The 16,517-nt window shown below is 31.5% G+C and carries 16 protein-coding genes and 4 tRNA genes; 5 read left to right on the plus strand and 15 right to left on the minus strand.

What is annotated here, in order from left to right; all coding sequences use genetic code 11:
• Positions 1-17 precede the first annotated feature (17 nt).
• Positions 18-1,022, minus strand: a complete 1,005-nt coding sequence (locus tag L8W55_RS04450; RefSeq protein WP_263677515.1) for an extracellular solute-binding protein — start codon at positions 1,020-1,022, stop codon at positions 18-20.
• 190 nt (positions 1,023-1,212) lie between these two features.
• On the opposite strand from L8W55_RS04450, the gene cgb reads away from it, so the two are divergent.
• A complete protein-coding gene (cgb, locus tag L8W55_RS04455) occupies positions 1,213-1,641 on the plus strand; it encodes a single-domain globin Cgb (protein ID WP_263677516.1) in 429 nt (142 codons plus the stop codon).
• Positions 1,642-1,664: 23 nt separating this feature from the next.
• Here the strand turns inward: cgb and L8W55_RS04460 are convergent, their stop codons facing one another.
• From L8W55_RS04460 to L8W55_RS04500, 9 genes are read right to left on the minus strand one after another with little or no spacing between them, the layout of a single operon-like run.
• Positions 1,665-2,138 carry a GlcG/HbpS family heme-binding protein gene (locus L8W55_RS04460; RefSeq protein ID WP_263677518.1) on the minus strand — a complete coding sequence of 158 codons (474 nt, stop codon included), beginning with the start codon at positions 2,136-2,138 and terminating at the stop codon, positions 1,665-1,667.
• A 9-nt stretch (positions 2,139-2,147) separates the two neighbouring features.
• A complete protein-coding gene (locus tag L8W55_RS04465; protein WP_263677519.1) occupies positions 2,148-3,776 on the minus strand; it encodes a multidrug ABC transporter permease/ATP-binding protein in 1,629 nt (542 codons plus the stop codon).
• Between the two features lie 2 nt (positions 3,777-3,778).
• Positions 3,779-4,351: a type II secretion system protein gene (locus L8W55_RS04470; RefSeq protein ID WP_318529901.1), complete on the minus strand. Its 573-nt coding sequence runs from the start codon at positions 4,349-4,351 to the stop codon at positions 3,779-3,781.
• A complete protein-coding gene (gene tsaD / locus L8W55_RS04475) occupies positions 4,348-5,355 on the minus strand; it encodes a tRNA (adenosine(37)-N6)-threonylcarbamoyltransferase complex transferase subunit TsaD (protein WP_263677520.1) in 1,008 nt (335 codons plus the stop codon). The genes L8W55_RS04470 and tsaD overlap by 4 nt, the downstream gene beginning before the upstream one ends.
• Positions 5,352-6,740, minus strand: a complete 1,389-nt coding sequence (locus L8W55_RS04480; RefSeq protein ID WP_263677521.1) for a M99 family carboxypeptidase catalytic domain-containing protein — start codon at positions 6,738-6,740, stop codon at positions 5,352-5,354. Before L8W55_RS04480 ends, tsaD begins: the two co-directional genes overlap by 4 nt.
• Positions 6,737-7,816 (minus strand): 1-deoxy-D-xylulose-5-phosphate reductoisomerase, encoded by a 1,080-nt coding sequence (gene dxr / locus L8W55_RS04485; RefSeq protein WP_263677522.1) that lies wholly within the window; start codon positions 7,814-7,816, stop codon positions 6,737-6,739. The genes L8W55_RS04480 and dxr overlap by 4 nt, the downstream gene beginning before the upstream one ends.
• Positions 7,813-8,541 (minus strand): phosphatidate cytidylyltransferase, encoded by a 729-nt coding sequence (locus L8W55_RS04490; RefSeq protein WP_087700494.1) that lies wholly within the window; start codon positions 8,539-8,541, stop codon positions 7,813-7,815. The genes dxr and L8W55_RS04490 overlap by 4 nt, the downstream gene beginning before the upstream one ends.
• 11 nt (positions 8,542-8,552) lie before the next feature.
• A complete protein-coding gene (locus L8W55_RS04495; protein WP_263677523.1) occupies positions 8,553-8,873 on the minus strand; it encodes a hypothetical protein in 321 nt (106 codons plus the stop codon).
• Positions 8,874-8,875: 2 nt separating this feature from the next.
• Positions 8,876-10,180 (minus strand): NFACT RNA binding domain-containing protein, encoded by a 1,305-nt coding sequence (locus L8W55_RS04500; RefSeq protein ID WP_263677525.1) that lies wholly within the window; start codon positions 10,178-10,180, stop codon positions 8,876-8,878.
• A gap of 41 nt (positions 10,181-10,221) precedes the next feature.
• On the opposite strand from L8W55_RS04500, the gene L8W55_RS04505 reads away from it, so the two are divergent.
• Both L8W55_RS04505 and L8W55_RS04510 read left to right on the plus strand, forming a co-directional pair.
• Positions 10,222-10,821 carry a molybdenum cofactor guanylyltransferase gene (locus L8W55_RS04505; RefSeq protein ID WP_263677526.1) on the plus strand — a complete coding sequence of 200 codons (600 nt, stop codon included), beginning with the start codon at positions 10,222-10,224 and terminating at the stop codon, positions 10,819-10,821.
• On the plus strand, positions 10,784-11,758 hold the full coding sequence (locus L8W55_RS04510; RefSeq protein ID WP_263677527.1) for a phospholipase A: 975 nt from the start codon (positions 10,784-10,786) through the stop codon (positions 11,756-11,758). The genes L8W55_RS04505 and L8W55_RS04510 overlap by 38 nt, the downstream gene beginning before the upstream one ends.
• Here L8W55_RS04510 and L8W55_RS04515 read toward each other — a convergent pair.
• Positions 11,755-13,107: a Na+/H+ antiporter NhaC family protein gene (locus tag L8W55_RS04515; protein WP_412175269.1), complete on the minus strand. Its 1,353-nt coding sequence runs from the start codon at positions 13,105-13,107 to the stop codon at positions 11,755-11,757. The genes L8W55_RS04510 and L8W55_RS04515 overlap by 4 nt on opposite strands.
• A 134-nt stretch (positions 13,108-13,241) precedes the next feature.
• Between L8W55_RS04515 and ilvD the strand changes: the two genes are divergently transcribed.
• Positions 13,242-14,918 (plus strand): dihydroxy-acid dehydratase, encoded by a 1,677-nt coding sequence (gene ilvD, locus L8W55_RS04520; protein WP_263677529.1) that lies wholly within the window; start codon positions 13,242-13,244, stop codon positions 14,916-14,918.
• Between the two features lie 76 nt (positions 14,919-14,994).
• On the opposite strand, the gene L8W55_RS04525 is transcribed toward ilvD, so the two are convergent.
• From L8W55_RS04525 to L8W55_RS04540, 4 genes are all read right to left on the minus strand, one after another.
• Positions 14,995-15,082: transfer RNA gene (locus tag L8W55_RS04525), tRNA-Ser, on the minus strand.
• A 33-nt stretch (positions 15,083-15,115) separates the two neighbouring features.
• Positions 15,116-15,189 (minus strand) — tRNA-Cys (locus L8W55_RS04530).
• Between the two features lie 16 nt (positions 15,190-15,205).
• Positions 15,206-15,294, minus strand: a tRNA-Leu gene (locus tag L8W55_RS04535).
• 9 nt (positions 15,295-15,303) lie between these two features.
• Positions 15,304-15,378 (minus strand) — tRNA-Gly (locus L8W55_RS04540).
• Between the two features lie 174 nt (positions 15,379-15,552).
• On the opposite strand from L8W55_RS04540, the gene L8W55_RS04545 reads away from it, so the two are divergent.
• Positions 15,553-16,517 (plus strand): cache domain-containing protein (locus tag L8W55_RS04545; protein ID WP_263677530.1); only part of this gene is annotated, 965 nt, incomplete at its 3' end.

Genomic DNA, 16,517 nt, shown 5'->3' on the forward strand with positions numbered 1-16,517 from the left:
TTTATTTTTCCTTAAAATTATTTCCATTGAACTTCATCAAAAATCATTAAAGCTTCTTTAGCATTACCCCAGTAAGCTTCAAAATTTGGTTTTTCGATTTTAAACTCACCCCATGATTGTAAAATTTTAGCAGGTTTTACTTCTTTATTTACCGGATACTCATAGTTTTGGTTTGTTAAAATTTCTTGTGCTTCTTTTGAAAGCATAAACTCGATAAATTTAACCGCAGCTTCTTTATTTTTAGAAGTTTTTAAAACACCTATACCGCTTACATTGATATGTGTTCCTCTATCATCTTGGTTTGGAAAAATCACTTTTACTGAATTTGCAGCTTCAACATCTTTAGAATTTTTTGAATTTGCTAAATGTCCTAGATAATAACTATTTGATATAGCTACATCGCCTTCTTTTGCATAGATTGCACGAATTTGATCACGATCCCCACCCTTTGGAGTGCGTGCAAGATTATTTGCTATGCCTTGTGCCCATTCTTTTGCTTTTTCTTTGCCCAAGGTATCAATCATTGCACTTAATAAAGAAATATTATAAACATTATTTGAACTTCTTACTAAAACTTTACCTTTAAATTTAGGATCAGTTAAATCTTCATAAGTTTTAATCTCTCCATCTTTAATTCTATCTTTAGAAGCGATGATGATTCTTGCTCTTGTTGTAAAAGCATACCATTCGTTGTTTTTACCTCTTAATTCTTTTGGAGAAAGTTTTTCTAACTCAGGTGAGCTAACTGATACGAAAAGATTATTTGTACGAACTTGCTCTAAATTTCCCGCATCAGCAGTCATAAATAAATCTGCTTTTGAATTTTTACCTTCAACCTCTAATCTTTTAGCAAGTTCATTAGCCTTAGCTTGCACCACATTTACACTAATGCCTGTTTTTTCTTGAAATAATTTGAAAATTCCTTTATCGCTATCATAATGACGATGAGAATAAATCGTAAGCTCTTGAGCGCTTAAACTCATAGCAGCTAGTAAAGATAGTAAAACTACTTTTGCTTTCATTTTATAAATTTCCTTAATTTTAAATTTTGAAATTGATAAGGATTATTATATTAATAATTCACTTTATATTTACTTAAATTGATACACATAATCATTTTAAAATAAAATGATACAAAATTAACATAAATCAAGATATTTTTTCTCTCATTTTTATATAATCATCAAAAATACAATATGCAAAGGAGAAAAAATGACACAAGAACAAATTCAAATCATCAAAGATTGCGTGCCGATTTTACAAAAAAATGGCGAAGTTTTAACTAAAGAATTTTATAAAATCATGTTTGAAGAGTACCCTGAAGTAAAACCTATGTTTAATATGGAAAAACAAGCTTCAGGCGAGCAACCAAAAGCTTTAGCAATGGCTATTTTAATGGCGGCAAAAAATGTAGAAAATTTAGAAAATATGAGAAGCTTTGTTGATAAAGTAGCTATCACTCATACAAAATTAAATGTTAAAGAAGAACATTATCCTATAGTCGGTGCTTGTCTTTTAAAGGCTATTAAAGTAGTGTTAAATGCAGATGAAACTACACTAAAAGCTTGGGAAGAAGCTTACAAAGCTATCGCACAATTTTATATAGACATTGAAAAAGAAATTTATGCAAAAGCTAAGTGACATTAGGCTTTGATTTTCAAAGCCTATTTTAAAAATGCTATTCCTGCTTTAGCTATTTTTACATCCTCATCTAAGTGTGCTCCACCCACACCTATGCCACCAACAACAACTCCATCTATAAAAATCGGCACCCCACCAGGCATAATGGAAAACTTATCATCTAAATAACGAATATCCTCAGGTATTTTACCCTCTTTTACACCTTTAAAAATAATCGCTGTTTCCCTTTTTTGTGAAGTGGCTGTGTAAGCTTTTTTATAACTAGCATTAAGCGTATGTACACCCGCTTTATCATCTCTTAAAACCGCTAAAATTTGACCGGATTTATCTACTATGGTAATGCTTACATAAAAGCCATTTTTTCTTGCTTCTTTCTTTGCAAGATCCAAAATCCCTTCAACAATTTGTGTAGTTAACACAGGCTCTTTTACAAGCTCAAAAGATTTTGCCATTAAACTTACTCCTAAAAACACACACAAAATGAGTAATTTTTTCATTTTTTTCCTTTAAAATTTTTCTACCGCATTTTTTGCTAGTTCTTTTATATCGCCTTTTAATTCACAAATTTGACCATTTTGTGCGAGTAAAATTCTATCAGCCATATCAAAATACACATCATCATGAGTTATAGCAAATATAGTAATGCCTTTTTGCTTTAAAAGTGGCAAAAGTTTAGTATAAAAAAATTTTCTAAACATAGGATCTTGATCAGCGGCCCACTCATCTAAGATCAAAATATCTCTTTTTTCAAGCAAAGCATTAAGCATAGCTAGACGCTTTTTTTGTCCAGCTGAAAGTTTTATAGTGCTAAAAGTATTTTCTACAAGCTCTACTTTTTCATTTAGCTCTAAAATTTCAAGCCAATATGCTAAATCCTCTTTGCTAAATTTCTCATCTTCTAAAACATGCTCAAACAAATGAAAATCACCAAAAATAGCACTAATTAAACTTCTATACTCATAAATATTTTCTGAAGTTATTTTTTCATCATCTAAAAAAATACTTCCTTTGAAGTCTGTAAAAAGCCCTGCTAAAATCATAGAAAAAGTAGATTTACCGCTACCGTTTTTACCTATTAAAAATACACATTCGCCTTTTTTAAGCTCAAAATTTACAGGTTTTAGAGCAAATTTTTCATTGTATGCAAAAGATACATCTTCAAAACAAAGTTTTTGCCAAGTTTTTTTATTTTGACTGAGTTTAAACTCATGAGAATAATTTTCTAAATTTAAATTTGAAATTTTATCTAAAGCGATTTTTGCCATCATAAGCGTAGGAAAACTCCCTATCATAGCTCCAAGTGGCGCTCTTAAAAAAAGCACACTTAAAGCAATAGTCGTAGCACTTTGCAAACTAGCAAGCTCATAGCTTAAAGCTATATAAAACTCCACTCCTACTAAGGCTAGCATAGCACTATTGCTCCAGTTGTTAGATAAAATATGCAAGATATTTCCCATAGTAGAGCTTTTTTTCTTTTTTAGAGCATTTTTTTCAAACTCATTTTCATAATAATACTTCGCCCTTAAAGGATTTAAGGTTAATTCTTTATGTCCTTGTAAAATATTTTGATAGTTTTTTTGCAAAGCATCATCATTTTCCCTAGCATTTTTAAAATAAAAATACACCTTGCTCATCAAAAAATTATCCACCAAAAAAACACACACTATCCACGCTAAACACAAAAAGAAAATTTCCAAAGAAAGATAAGCTATATAAGCACTTACACAAATAATCAAAACACTTGATTGTATAAATTCAGGAAGTCTTAAAAGCCCAAAAGAAATACTACGCACATCATTATTTAAAGAAGCTAAAATCTTTGCCTTAGTAGTGTTTAAAATACTCAAAACACTTGTATCTAAAATTTGCTTTACAACCCTTCTTTGCATTTTAAAAATAAAGCTTTGCCCAAACGAGCTTAGAGCAATTTCCACAAAAGAAGAACTCGCAAAAAACACAAGCAATAAAAGCACAAAATACACAATCATATTTGAGTTTTCAAGACTAGTTTTTAATAAAAACTCATTGATAAAAACTAAAGTCAATACACCTAATATACTCGTAAAAATACTAAAAAGCAAAAAAAGAATGATTTTAAGTTTATTTTCTTTAAAAAGTATCAATATAAATTGCAACTTTAACTACCACTTAAAAAATACACCCTAGTAGCCAAGTCTTTAAAAGCTTTAGAGTGGATTAAACTTTGACAAGCTTTGGATTTTGAAGTGCTTGGAAATTTGCTTTGACTAAAAGCATTTAAAGCTTCATGTAACTGGGTTTTTATGCTTTGATTTTTAGGATCTTTCAAAGCTTGATTTTTTAAATCTGCTATATTTTGGACTTTGCTTTTTTGAGCATTATCTACCATAAGTGCTAAAAGCAAAATGCTTTCTTTATCTACAAAAAGCACTTTAAAACACTGCTCATCATTTCCCACGCTAAAATCAAGCTCTTTGGTGGAATTTTGCAAAGTTGATAAATCTTCATTTTTTATATTTGCTACATTACTCATCAAAGCTATGCTTGAAAGACTTTCATTTTTTAACACATAAGAACTTACATCATTGATAAAAGTTTTTAAATTTCCCAAAGCTTGAGCTGTGCTTGCTTCATCTTTACTTGTACTAAATTTTGGCAAAGCAACTGCTGCTAAAACCCCAAGTATAATCACCACAAACACAAGCTCTATAATAGTAAAAGCCTTTTTCATAATACACCTTGTAAATTTTTCACTTTAGGGCTTATAAGATCATCTTCAACGCTTACAAATTCTTTACGCTCATAAGCTTCACAAGCTGCCCTTGCTATCATCAAAGCATTGTCTGAGCAATACTCAAGCGGAGCTAGCAAAAGCTCACATTGATAGCTTTGGCATAAATGTTCTATTTGACTTCTTAGGCTTAAATTTGCACTAGCTCCACCCACTATGCCAAAGCGTTTAAATTTATACTCTTTAAAAATTTTTTCTAACTTGTTTAAAATATGAGCTATAGCTGCTTTTTGAAATGCAAAGGCGATTTTGCTTTTACGCTCTAAGCTTAGCTCTTCTTTTAAAATTTCCAAACGCACTTGGTTTTTAAGCCCTGAAAAACTATAAGCTAAATTTTTAGAATGAAGCAAAGGTATACTAAATTCCAAATCACTTTCTTTTACATTTTTAGCTAAATTTTCTATGATAGCTCCACCAGGATAGCCAAGCCCCATCATTTTTGCTACTTTATCAAAACTTTCTCCAAAGCTATCATCAGTTGTTCTTGCTAGTTCTGTGATTTTACCTTGCTCATTAATAAAAAGCACCATAGTATGCCCACCACTTACAAGCAATACACCCATATCAAAACTAGCTTTTTTATCTAAAAACATAGAATAAATATGTCCTTTTAAGTGGTTAATCGCTATGAGTGGTAAATTTAAACTAATGGCAAGCATTTTAGCCATAGCAACCCCGCCTATTAAACTCACACTAAGACCAGGTTCATTTGTAACTGCTATGGCACAAAGCTTATCAAAGTATTTTTGGCATTTTTCTAAGATTTTAGGTAAGGCTTCACTGTGTAATCTAGCAGCAAGCTCAGGCACTACTCCACCATAAACACTATGGGCATTTTCTTGAGAAATTTTTGTATGAAAAATGCATTCAAAGCTGTTTTTATCTATGATAGCAATAGAACTATCATCACACGAGCTTTCTATGGCAAGGATTAAGCTTTTCATTGAAATTCCACTAAAACCATACCGATAAATTTGTCTTTTTGCTCTGCTTTTTCTATGGCTTTTGCAGGTATGTTTGCTTTTTTGATTTCTTTAAAATTTGTCTTTTTTTCTAAGGCTTGATCGGCTAAATTAGCATTTTTTAATTCATAAAATTCCACTCTATAAATTTTTCTTTTTTTATCTAAAGAATAACGACTTTGCATTTGATTTTTGCTAATTTCTATACCGCTTTCATCATTACCCCTATCAAAACCTATGACATTAACCCTTACACCCACAATGGAAGGAATTTTAAAGCTATTTTTTACCATGATTTTTTGAGCAAAATTTGTTTGTATGTTTTTACCATCTACTATCATTTCAACACTATCTAAGGCGTTTGAAAATTCAAAGTATTCAGGGTATAGTCTAGTTTGCAAGCGATTGCCGTAATTGACCGAGTATGAATTAGCATTTGAAATCACTGCTGTAATTTCATTGCTTGCTTCATAATTTAAAGCTTGATTAACAGGGAAAGGCAAGAAATTTATAGCATTAGTAGGTTTGTCAAGATAAAGTAAAATTTTATCATTAAAAAGTCTTACTTCTAAAGGCTTTTCAATAGCTCTATAAACCCCATTTGGAGTTAAATCAAAAGTTCTTTGAAATTCTATATTTGCCTTTTTTAGATAATACTCCACCGCCAAAAGATGATAATATACTCTTAAGTGTGTTGGTAAATTTTTGCTCGCTTCGTTAGCAAAGGCTGCTTTGTGATTTGACACTACAAAATAAGTTAAAGCCTTTAACATATCTTTATCATTACTTTCTTGGGTTTTGGTGTTTTTTAAATGATATTGATGTTCTTCTTTTACCAAAGCTTTGTTGATATTTTCCACCGCTTCTTTAGCTATGCTTTCTAAGTCTGCATATTTTGTAGAATTTACCTCGCTTTGATCAATAATGCTAGTATTACCCCAGCGGTTTGGATTTTTATCTTTGCTTTCATATTGAGGTCTATAAAAACCACTTCCATCGTGTAAATTTATGACCATATTAACTTCAGGATCCAAAATAAGCTTTTTTATACGCTCTATGGTGTGAAAATCAGGATCGCTTTCATCTATATGGGCAAATTTTCTATTTAAATCTCCAAAATTTCCCCTATTTCTAGCAATAATACTTTCAAAAGCCAAATTTGGCGCAACGATGATTTTACCTTTAGTGATATTATAATCACTCAAAAGCAAACTAGCTGCATGAAACCCACCTGGCTCATCTCCTTGTATGCCTCCAAGTATTAAAACTGTGTTGTTATCGTCCAAACTTTTTCCATTTTCTTTCACACTAAATTCTAAAGCAAAAACCGCATTTATAAAAATCAAAACACTTAAAAAATATCTCACTTCATATCCTTATCTAAATAAAGCCTTACTTGTTTATCGTACTCAAAAACATCTTCAATTTGGTTAATCTTTGGCACACCAAAATGATCTAATGCTTTGAAAATTCCTTTAGCTATGTCTAAAAACTGTGCTTTTTGGGCTAAAAATTGATACACCATATACTCATTTGCACTATTTATAATCACACCCAAATCAGGCTCTTTCAAAAGCTCATCTTTGAGTGAAAATATAGGATATTTTTTTAAACTAATTTTTTCAAATTTTAAACTTGGCATAGCTAATAAATCTAAATTTTCTATAAAGCTTTGATCATGCTCATCTAAAATCGCTTGAGCTATAGACAAACGCATATTTGCATGAGAAAAATACGCACTTATACCACCATCTTTAAATTCACATAAAGCATGCACTAAAGATTTTCTTTCTATCAAAGCATCTATTTGCTTAATGCCATAAAGACGATAAGCTTCGATGATTTCAAAAAGCTTATTGCACATACTAGCACTATCTATGGTGATCTTAGCCCCCATGCTCCAGTTGGGGTGCTTAAGGGCTTCTTTTACGCTAACATTTTTTAAATCTTTGATTTTATAATTATAAAAGGCCCCGCCACTTGCTGTGATGAAAAGTTTTTTAATGTTTTTTCTTTTATCTATCAAACACTTTAGCGCTGCGTGTTCGCTATCTATAGCTTTAACCTTAGAAGTGTCAAAAAATTTCCCTGCTACTACTAGGCTTTCTTTATTTGCTAGGGCTAAAGTTTTACCAAGTTTTTGTGCCATAAGACTTGAGTTTAACCCTGCAAAACCTACTATAGCATTTATCACCAAAGAGCTTTTACACTCAGCTATCATCGCTTTTAAGCCCTCTTGGCCACAAAAAATCTTATCATGATCAACCAAGGTTTTATCTTTTTCATCTTGGATACATACAAATTTAGGTTTAAAAAGAGCTATTTGCTCATTTAAAAGCTTGATATTTTTACCACAAGATAAAGCTTCTATGCTTATGTTTTTTTCTTTAGCAATAAAAAGAGTATTAACCCCTATACTTCCCGTGCTTCCAAGTACAATCATACTAAAGTTGCCATTGCAAATGCTGCAATGATAACAGCATCAATTCTATCTAAAACTCCCCCATGCCCTGGGATTAAATTACCGCTATCTTTAATGCCTGCTTGTCTTTTAAAATAGCTCTCAAGCAAATCCCCTATCACAGCAAAAATAGCTACGATTAAAGATATATAAATACTTTTTACTAAGCTAAATTCAAAAGAGCCTATGATAGTTCCTAAAATCCCTGCACAAACTATGCCACCTACTACACCTTCTAGAGTTTTATTTGGACTTGTTGGAGAAAAAGCTCTCTCGCCAATGAGTTTTCCTATAAAATACGCCCCACTATCACAAGCAACAACAATCACTATAAGCCAAAACAATACAAACATACCCTCATAGCTTAATACTTGATAAAGCATTAAAATAGGTAAAGTAGGATATATATAAGGCATAAGCTCATTTAAATTTTCACTTTTTTTATAAACTAAATATCCCAAAATCAAAATCAAAGCCATAAGACCTATAAAGAAAGGTTTATCTAAAAATGCTCCTATTGCAAAAATACACAAAGCCACAAAAGCACTTGCGTGTTTGCTTTTAAACATAGCTTTTGCTTCATTAAATGCCAAAAACAATAAAACACCAAAAATAGCAAAATTAATCAAAAAATTATCCACTAAAGCAACAACAGCTATCACAGCTATCATCACAATAGCACTAAGAATTCTTGTCTTTGAAAACATTTTTATCCTTTCTATATACTTAAATCAAGCAAATGAGAGCTTTTTTTAACTACTTCTTGCTCTTCTTGTTCATCTTCATCTTCTTGCTCTTGTTCTTGATGATGTTTAGAATGCTTTTTTTCTTCCTCTTGTCTTTCTTTTACCTCATCGCTTACTTCGTGAGTTTGATTGACTTTTTCAAGTTTTTCAACTGTTTTTTCTTTTGCTTGAAACTCACTCATATTCACTAAAGTCGCAAAAGAATCTTTTGCTAGCTCATTGCTTACTTGTGCTGAATGTACCGGTGTATTTTGGTTAGCATAATTAACGCCACCTATGGGACTTATAGGCATATTCACTCCTTTAAAATGCTTATAGTCTTATAATTTGTATAATTTACAAAAGCCTTTTCTCTAACCTTAACAAAATTCTTACTCGTATAATCGACCAAATAAGCTCCAGAGCTTAGCTTGGAAAATTCCACACAAAGCTTTGCTGCAAATTCTAGCACTAATTGACTTATTTTTAATTTATTTGAAGTAATGATCACATGCGCACTAGGATAATCTTTCACATGCAACCAAATATCATCTTTTTTAGCTATTTTTAATAAATACTCATTAGCTTTTTCATTGCGTCCTACGCTGATTTTAAACTCATCAAAATAAAAGCTACTAACTCCTGCGTTTAACTCTTCTTTTTTAGTTTTTTTGCTTTTTTTAGGCATTAAAACTTCTAATTCTCGCAAAGAAGTGCTTTTAGTGATTAAATCTTTTAAATTGATTAAAAAATCAAGTTTTTCGCTTAAAATTTCTCTTTCTATGTTGATATTTTTAGCCTTTTGTTTTAGCTTTTTAGCCATTTTGTAAAATTCATTCGCACTGTTTTTAGGTGTATCTTCGAGTTTAAAAGCAAGTTCATTTGCACTAAAATCTTGCAAAATAAATTCTCTTTGATAATCTTTTAAAGAATTTAAATTAGCAAATAAAACATCTGCTTTTTGGCTTAATTCTTGAGCTTTTTTTAACAAATTACTTTCTTGCTCTAAATTTTCTATACTCTCTTTAAGGGTAAAGATTTTTTTATCTACATTTAAAAGTTTATTTTCTTTTATATCTTTTAAGCGCTCTTGTTGTAACTTTTTAGCACTTTCTTTAAAATACGCATTAAAATCATCAATCTTTATAAATTCTTCTTTGATTTCATAAGCTTTTAAAGCTTGAAGTTTTTCGCCTATTTTTACAATACGGTAGCTTTTATCTATATGACGCAAAGCTTCTATGATAATATCATTAGTGTCTGTGATGATTACATTAGTGTTTTTTCCTGTAAATTCAAAATAAATCTTAGCCCCATAAGCTTTGTAAGATTTTTCTGACAAAACTTCAAAAGATAAAATTCTATTATTTTCTAACACTTCTAAATTCAAAATCTTTGCATTAGAAAAGTATTTTTTTAACATAAAATCAAAAGGTGCGTTATAGACTTTTGCTTGAAGTTTATCTTGGTAAATTCCACTTTTTCCACGCGTTAAGTCTAGTATAAAAGCTTGATGATCTAAGCTAAGCTCTAAGATATTATCATCAAGGCGTTTGAGATAATTTAGTCTTTGAAATTGTTTAAAATAATCTTTTATTTGTATTAAATCTGTATATTTCATAAATGTATTATAAAATATTTTGATGAATTTATGAGGTTTTTATGAATGAAAAAATTCCTTATCCTTGTGTGATTTTATGTGGTGGAAAGTCCTCACGTATGGGAGAAGATAAAAGCTTATTGCAAGTAGATGATAAAAACTTAACTCTTTATCAATATGAAAAAATGTCAAGAATTTTCACCCAAGTTTTTATTAGCACCAAAAAAGATAAATTTCATCAAAAAAACTTAGCACTTATTTTAGATGAGGATTTAAACAACTATTCTCCACTCATTGCCTTAAATTCCATACTTAAACATTTTCAAAACACCTATGTATTTATCCTTAGTGTAGATACTCCAAACATAAGCAAAGAAAGTATTTATAAGCTTTTTCATCATCTAAAAGCGCAAAACATACTCTTAGCAAGCACAAAAAAACACAAGCATTATTTATGTGGATTTTATCATAGTAAAATTTTTGAAAAAACTTTGCAATTTTTACAAGAAAATAACCACAAACTAGCCCTTTTTTGTGATACAATGAAAGCAGAATTTATAGAATTTGAAAATGAAAATGAATTTATAAATTTAAATTATTTTAACGAATATAAAAAGTGGCTTTATGAAAAAAACAATTCTACCCATACTATGTGCTTTTAGTGCCTTAGCAAATGAGGATTTAATCAATCAAGCCTTAGAATATGAAAGGCAAGGTAAGTATAAAAAGGCTATGCAAATTTATAAAAGCTTAGCTTTAAAAGATACAGCAAAAACAAAAAATTTAGAACTTTCTCTTAATAATGAGCAAAATACAACAAAAGAACGTAAAATAGATGATTTTAACCCAAGAAGTGAAGCTTTGGCAAATTACCTTGGCACAGAAAAATCATACAATCCTTTTGGCATTAGCACGCATAATCTTAGTTATTTTATGCCTGTTTCTTATAGTTTTAGCAAAAGAGATTATAAAAGCACTGAAACTAAATTTCAAATTAGTCTTAAAAAAACTCTTTTTGAAAATCTTTTAGGTTTAAACGAAAGCTATAACATAGCTTATACACAAATTTCGTGGTGGCAACTTTATGAACATTCATCGCCTTTTAGAGAAACTAATTACTTGCCTGAATTTTTCATCAATTTTCCTATAAGTGGGCATGGGACTTTTGAAAATTTAAAAAATATACGCGTTGGTTTATTGCACGAATCAAACGGGCAAGATGATCCAGATTCAAGATCTTGGAATAGAATTTATCTAAGCAATGCGTGGTTTTTTGGAGACTTTATGTTTATACCTAGAGTTTGGCTAAGAATTCCTGAAAAAAGCTCAGAAGATGATAATCCTGATATAGAAAAATATTTGGGCAACTTTGATATCAATCTTGCTTATACCCAAGATGATTATTTTATCAATATCTTATGGCGTAATAATTTAAATTTTGCTAATAACCGCGGTGCAGTAGAAATAAGCGGAGCTTATAAAATTTCTAACAATGGCTTGTATATTTACACTCAGTATTTTAATGGTTATGGTGAGAGTCTTATTGAGTATAATAAATCTTCAAGCAGACTCTCAAGTGGAATTTTGCTAATGTATTAAAGCAAGCAAAATGCTATAACACTACCTAAAATAAGCAAAGAGCCATTAAAACATAAAAAGGTTGGTACGCAAGTATCTTTGATGTGATCACCTTGCTTATCTGCATTAAGTCCTACGCTCACTCCCAAAGTCGTTTCACTAGCAGGCGATCCTGCATCACCTAAAGCTCCAGCAACACCGATGATAAAAATAATCGCAGCAGGTGAAAAACCAAGCTCTATACATATAGGACAAAACAAAGCAGCAATGATAGGAATAGTACCAAAAGAACTGCCTATGCCTATAGTAATTAAAAGACCTATAGCTAACATGATAAAAATAGCTAAAAAGTGACTTTGCTCCATAAAAGGCACGCTTGTTTTTACAAGCTCAGCTATACCCCCACTTTGTTTTAAAACCTCTCCATACCCTGAAGCAACAAGCATTACAAAAGCTATATAACCCATGATTTTAAGCCCATCATCAAAGACCAGATTAACTTTGTTATATTCTACTCCGCCCAAAATCACCATCAATACAAAACCTAAAAGCCCTGATAAAGGTAAATTGTGCGTTAAAATTTGCAAAATCAAAGTCAATCCAAGGCCAGCTAAAACACCCCATTCTTTTTTACTCATTTTTAAATTTTCAAAATCCATTTTGGCAATTTGCTCTTCTTGATATTCTCTTGGTTTAGCATAAAATACAAACACAGCCAAAAACAAACCAACTAGCATACAAATAGCCGCAAAAGCCATAGTTTGAGAAACTTCTCCTAAGCTAATTTGCACTCCATTTGAATTTAAATTATCCACAAGCAAAGTTTGAAAAATAAGCCCAAATCCCAAAGGCACTACCATGTAAGGAGTTGTAAGTCCAAAGGTTAATGCACAAGCTATGGCTCTACGGTCTATTTTTAATTTATTAAAAAGTCTCAACAAAGGTGGAATCAATAAAGGCACAAAAGCCACATGGATAGGGATTAAATTTTGTGAAAAACAAGCAATAAATGCCAAAGAAAGTATAAGTAAGTATTTTTTATGTGAAATATAATGCGAAACTATTTTAATCAAATATGCTGTTAGATTAGTTTTTGATATAGCAGCAGCCACTGCTCCAAGTAAAATATAACTTAGTGCTGTTTGTAAATTTCCTTGCATACCATCAATTAAAACTTTCATAGAATCCATCATAGCTTGCGGAAGTTGAGTAAAAAACTCCATCAAAGTTAAATGCTCTACATTCATAAATTTAGACCAAACACCCACAAAAAGCCCAGAAAGCAAAACACTAAGCAAAACATTAAACCTAAAAAAACACAAAAGCGTCATTAATACAACGCCTATAAATACCGGATTAGTTAAAAGCATTACATTCCTTAAATTAAAATAATTGCACATTTTAAATAATTTTCTTTAAAATACCATTTAAGTTTAAAAAATTTAAGCAAAAATTGCAAAATAAAAGCATAAAATGATAGTTTTTACTTTAAAAAAGGATACAAATGAGAAGTGACGCGATCAAAAAAGGACACTTAAAAGCACCAAATCGCTCTTTACTTAGAGCATGTGGCTTAAATGATGAAGATTTTAACAAGCCTTTTATAGGTGTGGCAAATAGCTATATAGATATCATCCCGGGTCATTTTTTCTTAAATGAATATGCAAAAATCATTAAAGATGAAATTCGCAAAAATGGTTGCATTCCTTTTGAATTTAATACTATAGGCGTAGATGATGGCATAGCTATGGGACATGATGGTATGCTTTATTCTTTGCCAAGTCGTGAAATCATCGCAAACTCTATTGAAACAGTAATGAATGCACACCAACTTGATGCACTAATTTGTATCCCAAATTGTGATAAAATCACTCCAGGTATGCTCATGGGGGCTTTAAGAATTAATGTGCCGACTATTTTTGTGAGTGGTGGGCCTATGAGAGCAGGAGTAAATAAACATGGAGAAAAAATCAGCCTAAGTTCTGTTTTTGAAGCAGTGGGAGCCTATGAAGCTAAAAAAATCAATGAAGATGATTTAAAAGATATAGAATGCAAAGCTTGTCCTAGCGGGGGATCATGCTCGGGTATGTTTACTGCAAATTCTATGAATACTTTATGCGAGGCTATGGGTATAGCACTAGAAGGAAATGGAACTATTTTAGCACTTAGTAAAGAAAGAGAAGAGCTTTTAAGAAAGGCTGCGCGTAGAATTTGTGAGATTGCTCTAGATGAGCATTTTAAAATTCGTAATATCATTACTAAAAAGTCCATTAACAATGCTTTAGTTGTTGATATGGCTATGGGCGGAAGCTCAAATACTATCTTACATATGCTTGCTATTGCCTATGAAGCGGGTGTAAATTTAGATATAAAAGAACTCAATCACATCAGTGCTAATGTAGCTCATATAGCCAAAATTGCTCCATCTTTAAATACTGTTTATATGGAAGATATACACAAAGCAGGTGGGGTGAGTGCGGTAATGGCTGAAATAGCTAAAAAACCAGGCCATATTTTAGAACTTGACACTCTAGATATTAGTGGAAAAACTTTAAAAGAACGCATTGAAAATGCCAACATAAAAGATGAAAACATTATAAGAAAAATAGACAATGCCTATTCAAATGTAGGTGGGCTTGCTATACTTTTTGGGAATTTAGCCAAGCAAGGCTGTGTGATAAAAACCGCAGGTATCATGGGCGAGCGTAAATTCAAAGGTAAAGCAGTTTGTTTTAACTCTCAAGAAGAAGCCATTAAAGGCATTATAAAAGGTAAAGTTAAAGAAGGCGATGTGTGTGTGATACGCTATGAAGGGCCAAAAGGTGGACCTGGTATGCAAGAAATGCTTAGTCCGACTTCATTACTCACGGGTATGGGGCTTGGTGCTAAAGTTGCACTTATAACAGATGGTCGTTTTAGCGGAGCCACAAGAGGACTTAGTATAGGTCACATTTCTCCTGAGGCTGCAGAAGGTGGGCTTATAGCGCTTTTAGAAGATGGCGATGAGATAGAAATTGATGTAGATACTTACAGCATTAATGCAAATTTAAACCAAGATGAAATCACCAAACGCAAAGCAAACTTTAAAATGCCTCATAAACAAATAAATTCAAGATGGCTTAAAATGTATCAAAAGCTTGTAAGCAATGCTAGCAAAGGCGGAGTTTTAGACTTAGAATAATTTTCTTAATTTCTTTAAGAAATTAAGAAATATCTTTTTAAATGTGAAAACAAAAATATGAAAAATTATGTTAAAGTGGCCGGGAGAAAGGGATTCGAACCCCTGGAGGTGTGACCCTCAACGGTTTTCAAGACCGCCGCTTTCGACCACTCAGCCATCTCCCGAAAGAATAAAAATATCAAGTATTAACATCGCATTGGAGGCGACATCCGGATTCGAACCGGAGATCAAGGCTTTGCAGGCCCATGCCTTACCGCTTGGCTATGTCGCCTTGAGTTACCAAAAAGTGGTGCCCGAGGCCGGACTTGAACCGGCACGGAAGAAAAATTCCGAGGGATTTTAAGTCCCTTGTGTCTACCAATTCCACCACCCGGGCGGGTGATAATGGAGCGGGAAACGAGATTCGAACTCGCGACCCCAACCTTGGCAAGGTTGTGCTCTACCCCTGAGCTATTCCCGCATTGAAATTGAAATTATATCTATTAAAGCTTAAAGATATATAAAAAATAATTTAAAATAATTTAAAAATTACAATAAACAAATAAACTTATTAAAATTAATAATATTTTTATAATCAATATGATATAAAACGGGATTTGATTTAATCAATTTAAAATATTGCATGGAGGTATTTATGTTTAGCTTTAAAAGCTTATCAAGTAAATTAACATTTATAACCTGTTTGTTAATTATAGCAATTTTAACCGTAGTTAATATTATAAATTACTATGAATCTAAAAAAACAATCAATGATTATCTGTATGAAATACAGATGAAAACAATGCTAGATGTTGCAAAGGTATATGAACTTTATGGTAATTCAAAAAGGGCAGCAATAAATTCTCTTGGACACTCAATCTCTTCCAAACCAAATATGCATCAAGACGAAATTATAGATATTTTAGGCACCTTAAAACAGTCATCAGATTTTGAACTTGTATACATTGGATTTGAGGACACTGGTAAAACATACAGATCTAATAAAGTTATTAATGATATCACAAGTGGATATGATACTAAAAATAGACCTTGGTATAAAGAAGCAAAAGCCGCTGGCAAATTAATCGTTACCGATCCTTATATCTCTGCTTCTAGCGGTCAAGTAACTGTAACATATGCTGCGCCAATTTATTCAGATGGCAAATTTATAGGTGTTGCAGCAGGAGATTACGATCTTTCAAGGTTTTCAACCGATGTTTTATCACTAGGACACTCTAATAGTTCTTATGTTGCAGTTTATGATAGAGAAGGTATTATAACCTTCCATGAAGACAAAGAAAGAATGCTTACTAAAAACGATTTAAGTATTAATATAACAAATGCTGTAAAAGCTAATCCTGATTTAGTTGATCCAAATAAAGAAGAAACCTTATTTTATGCTAAAGATGACGCAGGTAAAACTCAAGTTGCAACATGTACACAAAGTTTAAACCCTAAATATATAATCTGCTCTATCACAGAAGAATCCGTATATACTGACGCAGTAAATAGATTGTTATTTCAACAAATTATAATTGCTATTATAGCTATAATAATAGCTTTACTTTTAGTAAGATTTGCTATTATTAAAAACTTAAAACCTATTGCAATAATTACTTC

The sequence above is a fragment of the Campylobacter sp. FU_520 genome (assembly GCF_025772385.1).
Classification (GTDB): Bacteria; Campylobacterota; Campylobacteria; order Campylobacterales; family Campylobacteraceae; genus Campylobacter_D; species Campylobacter_D lari_C.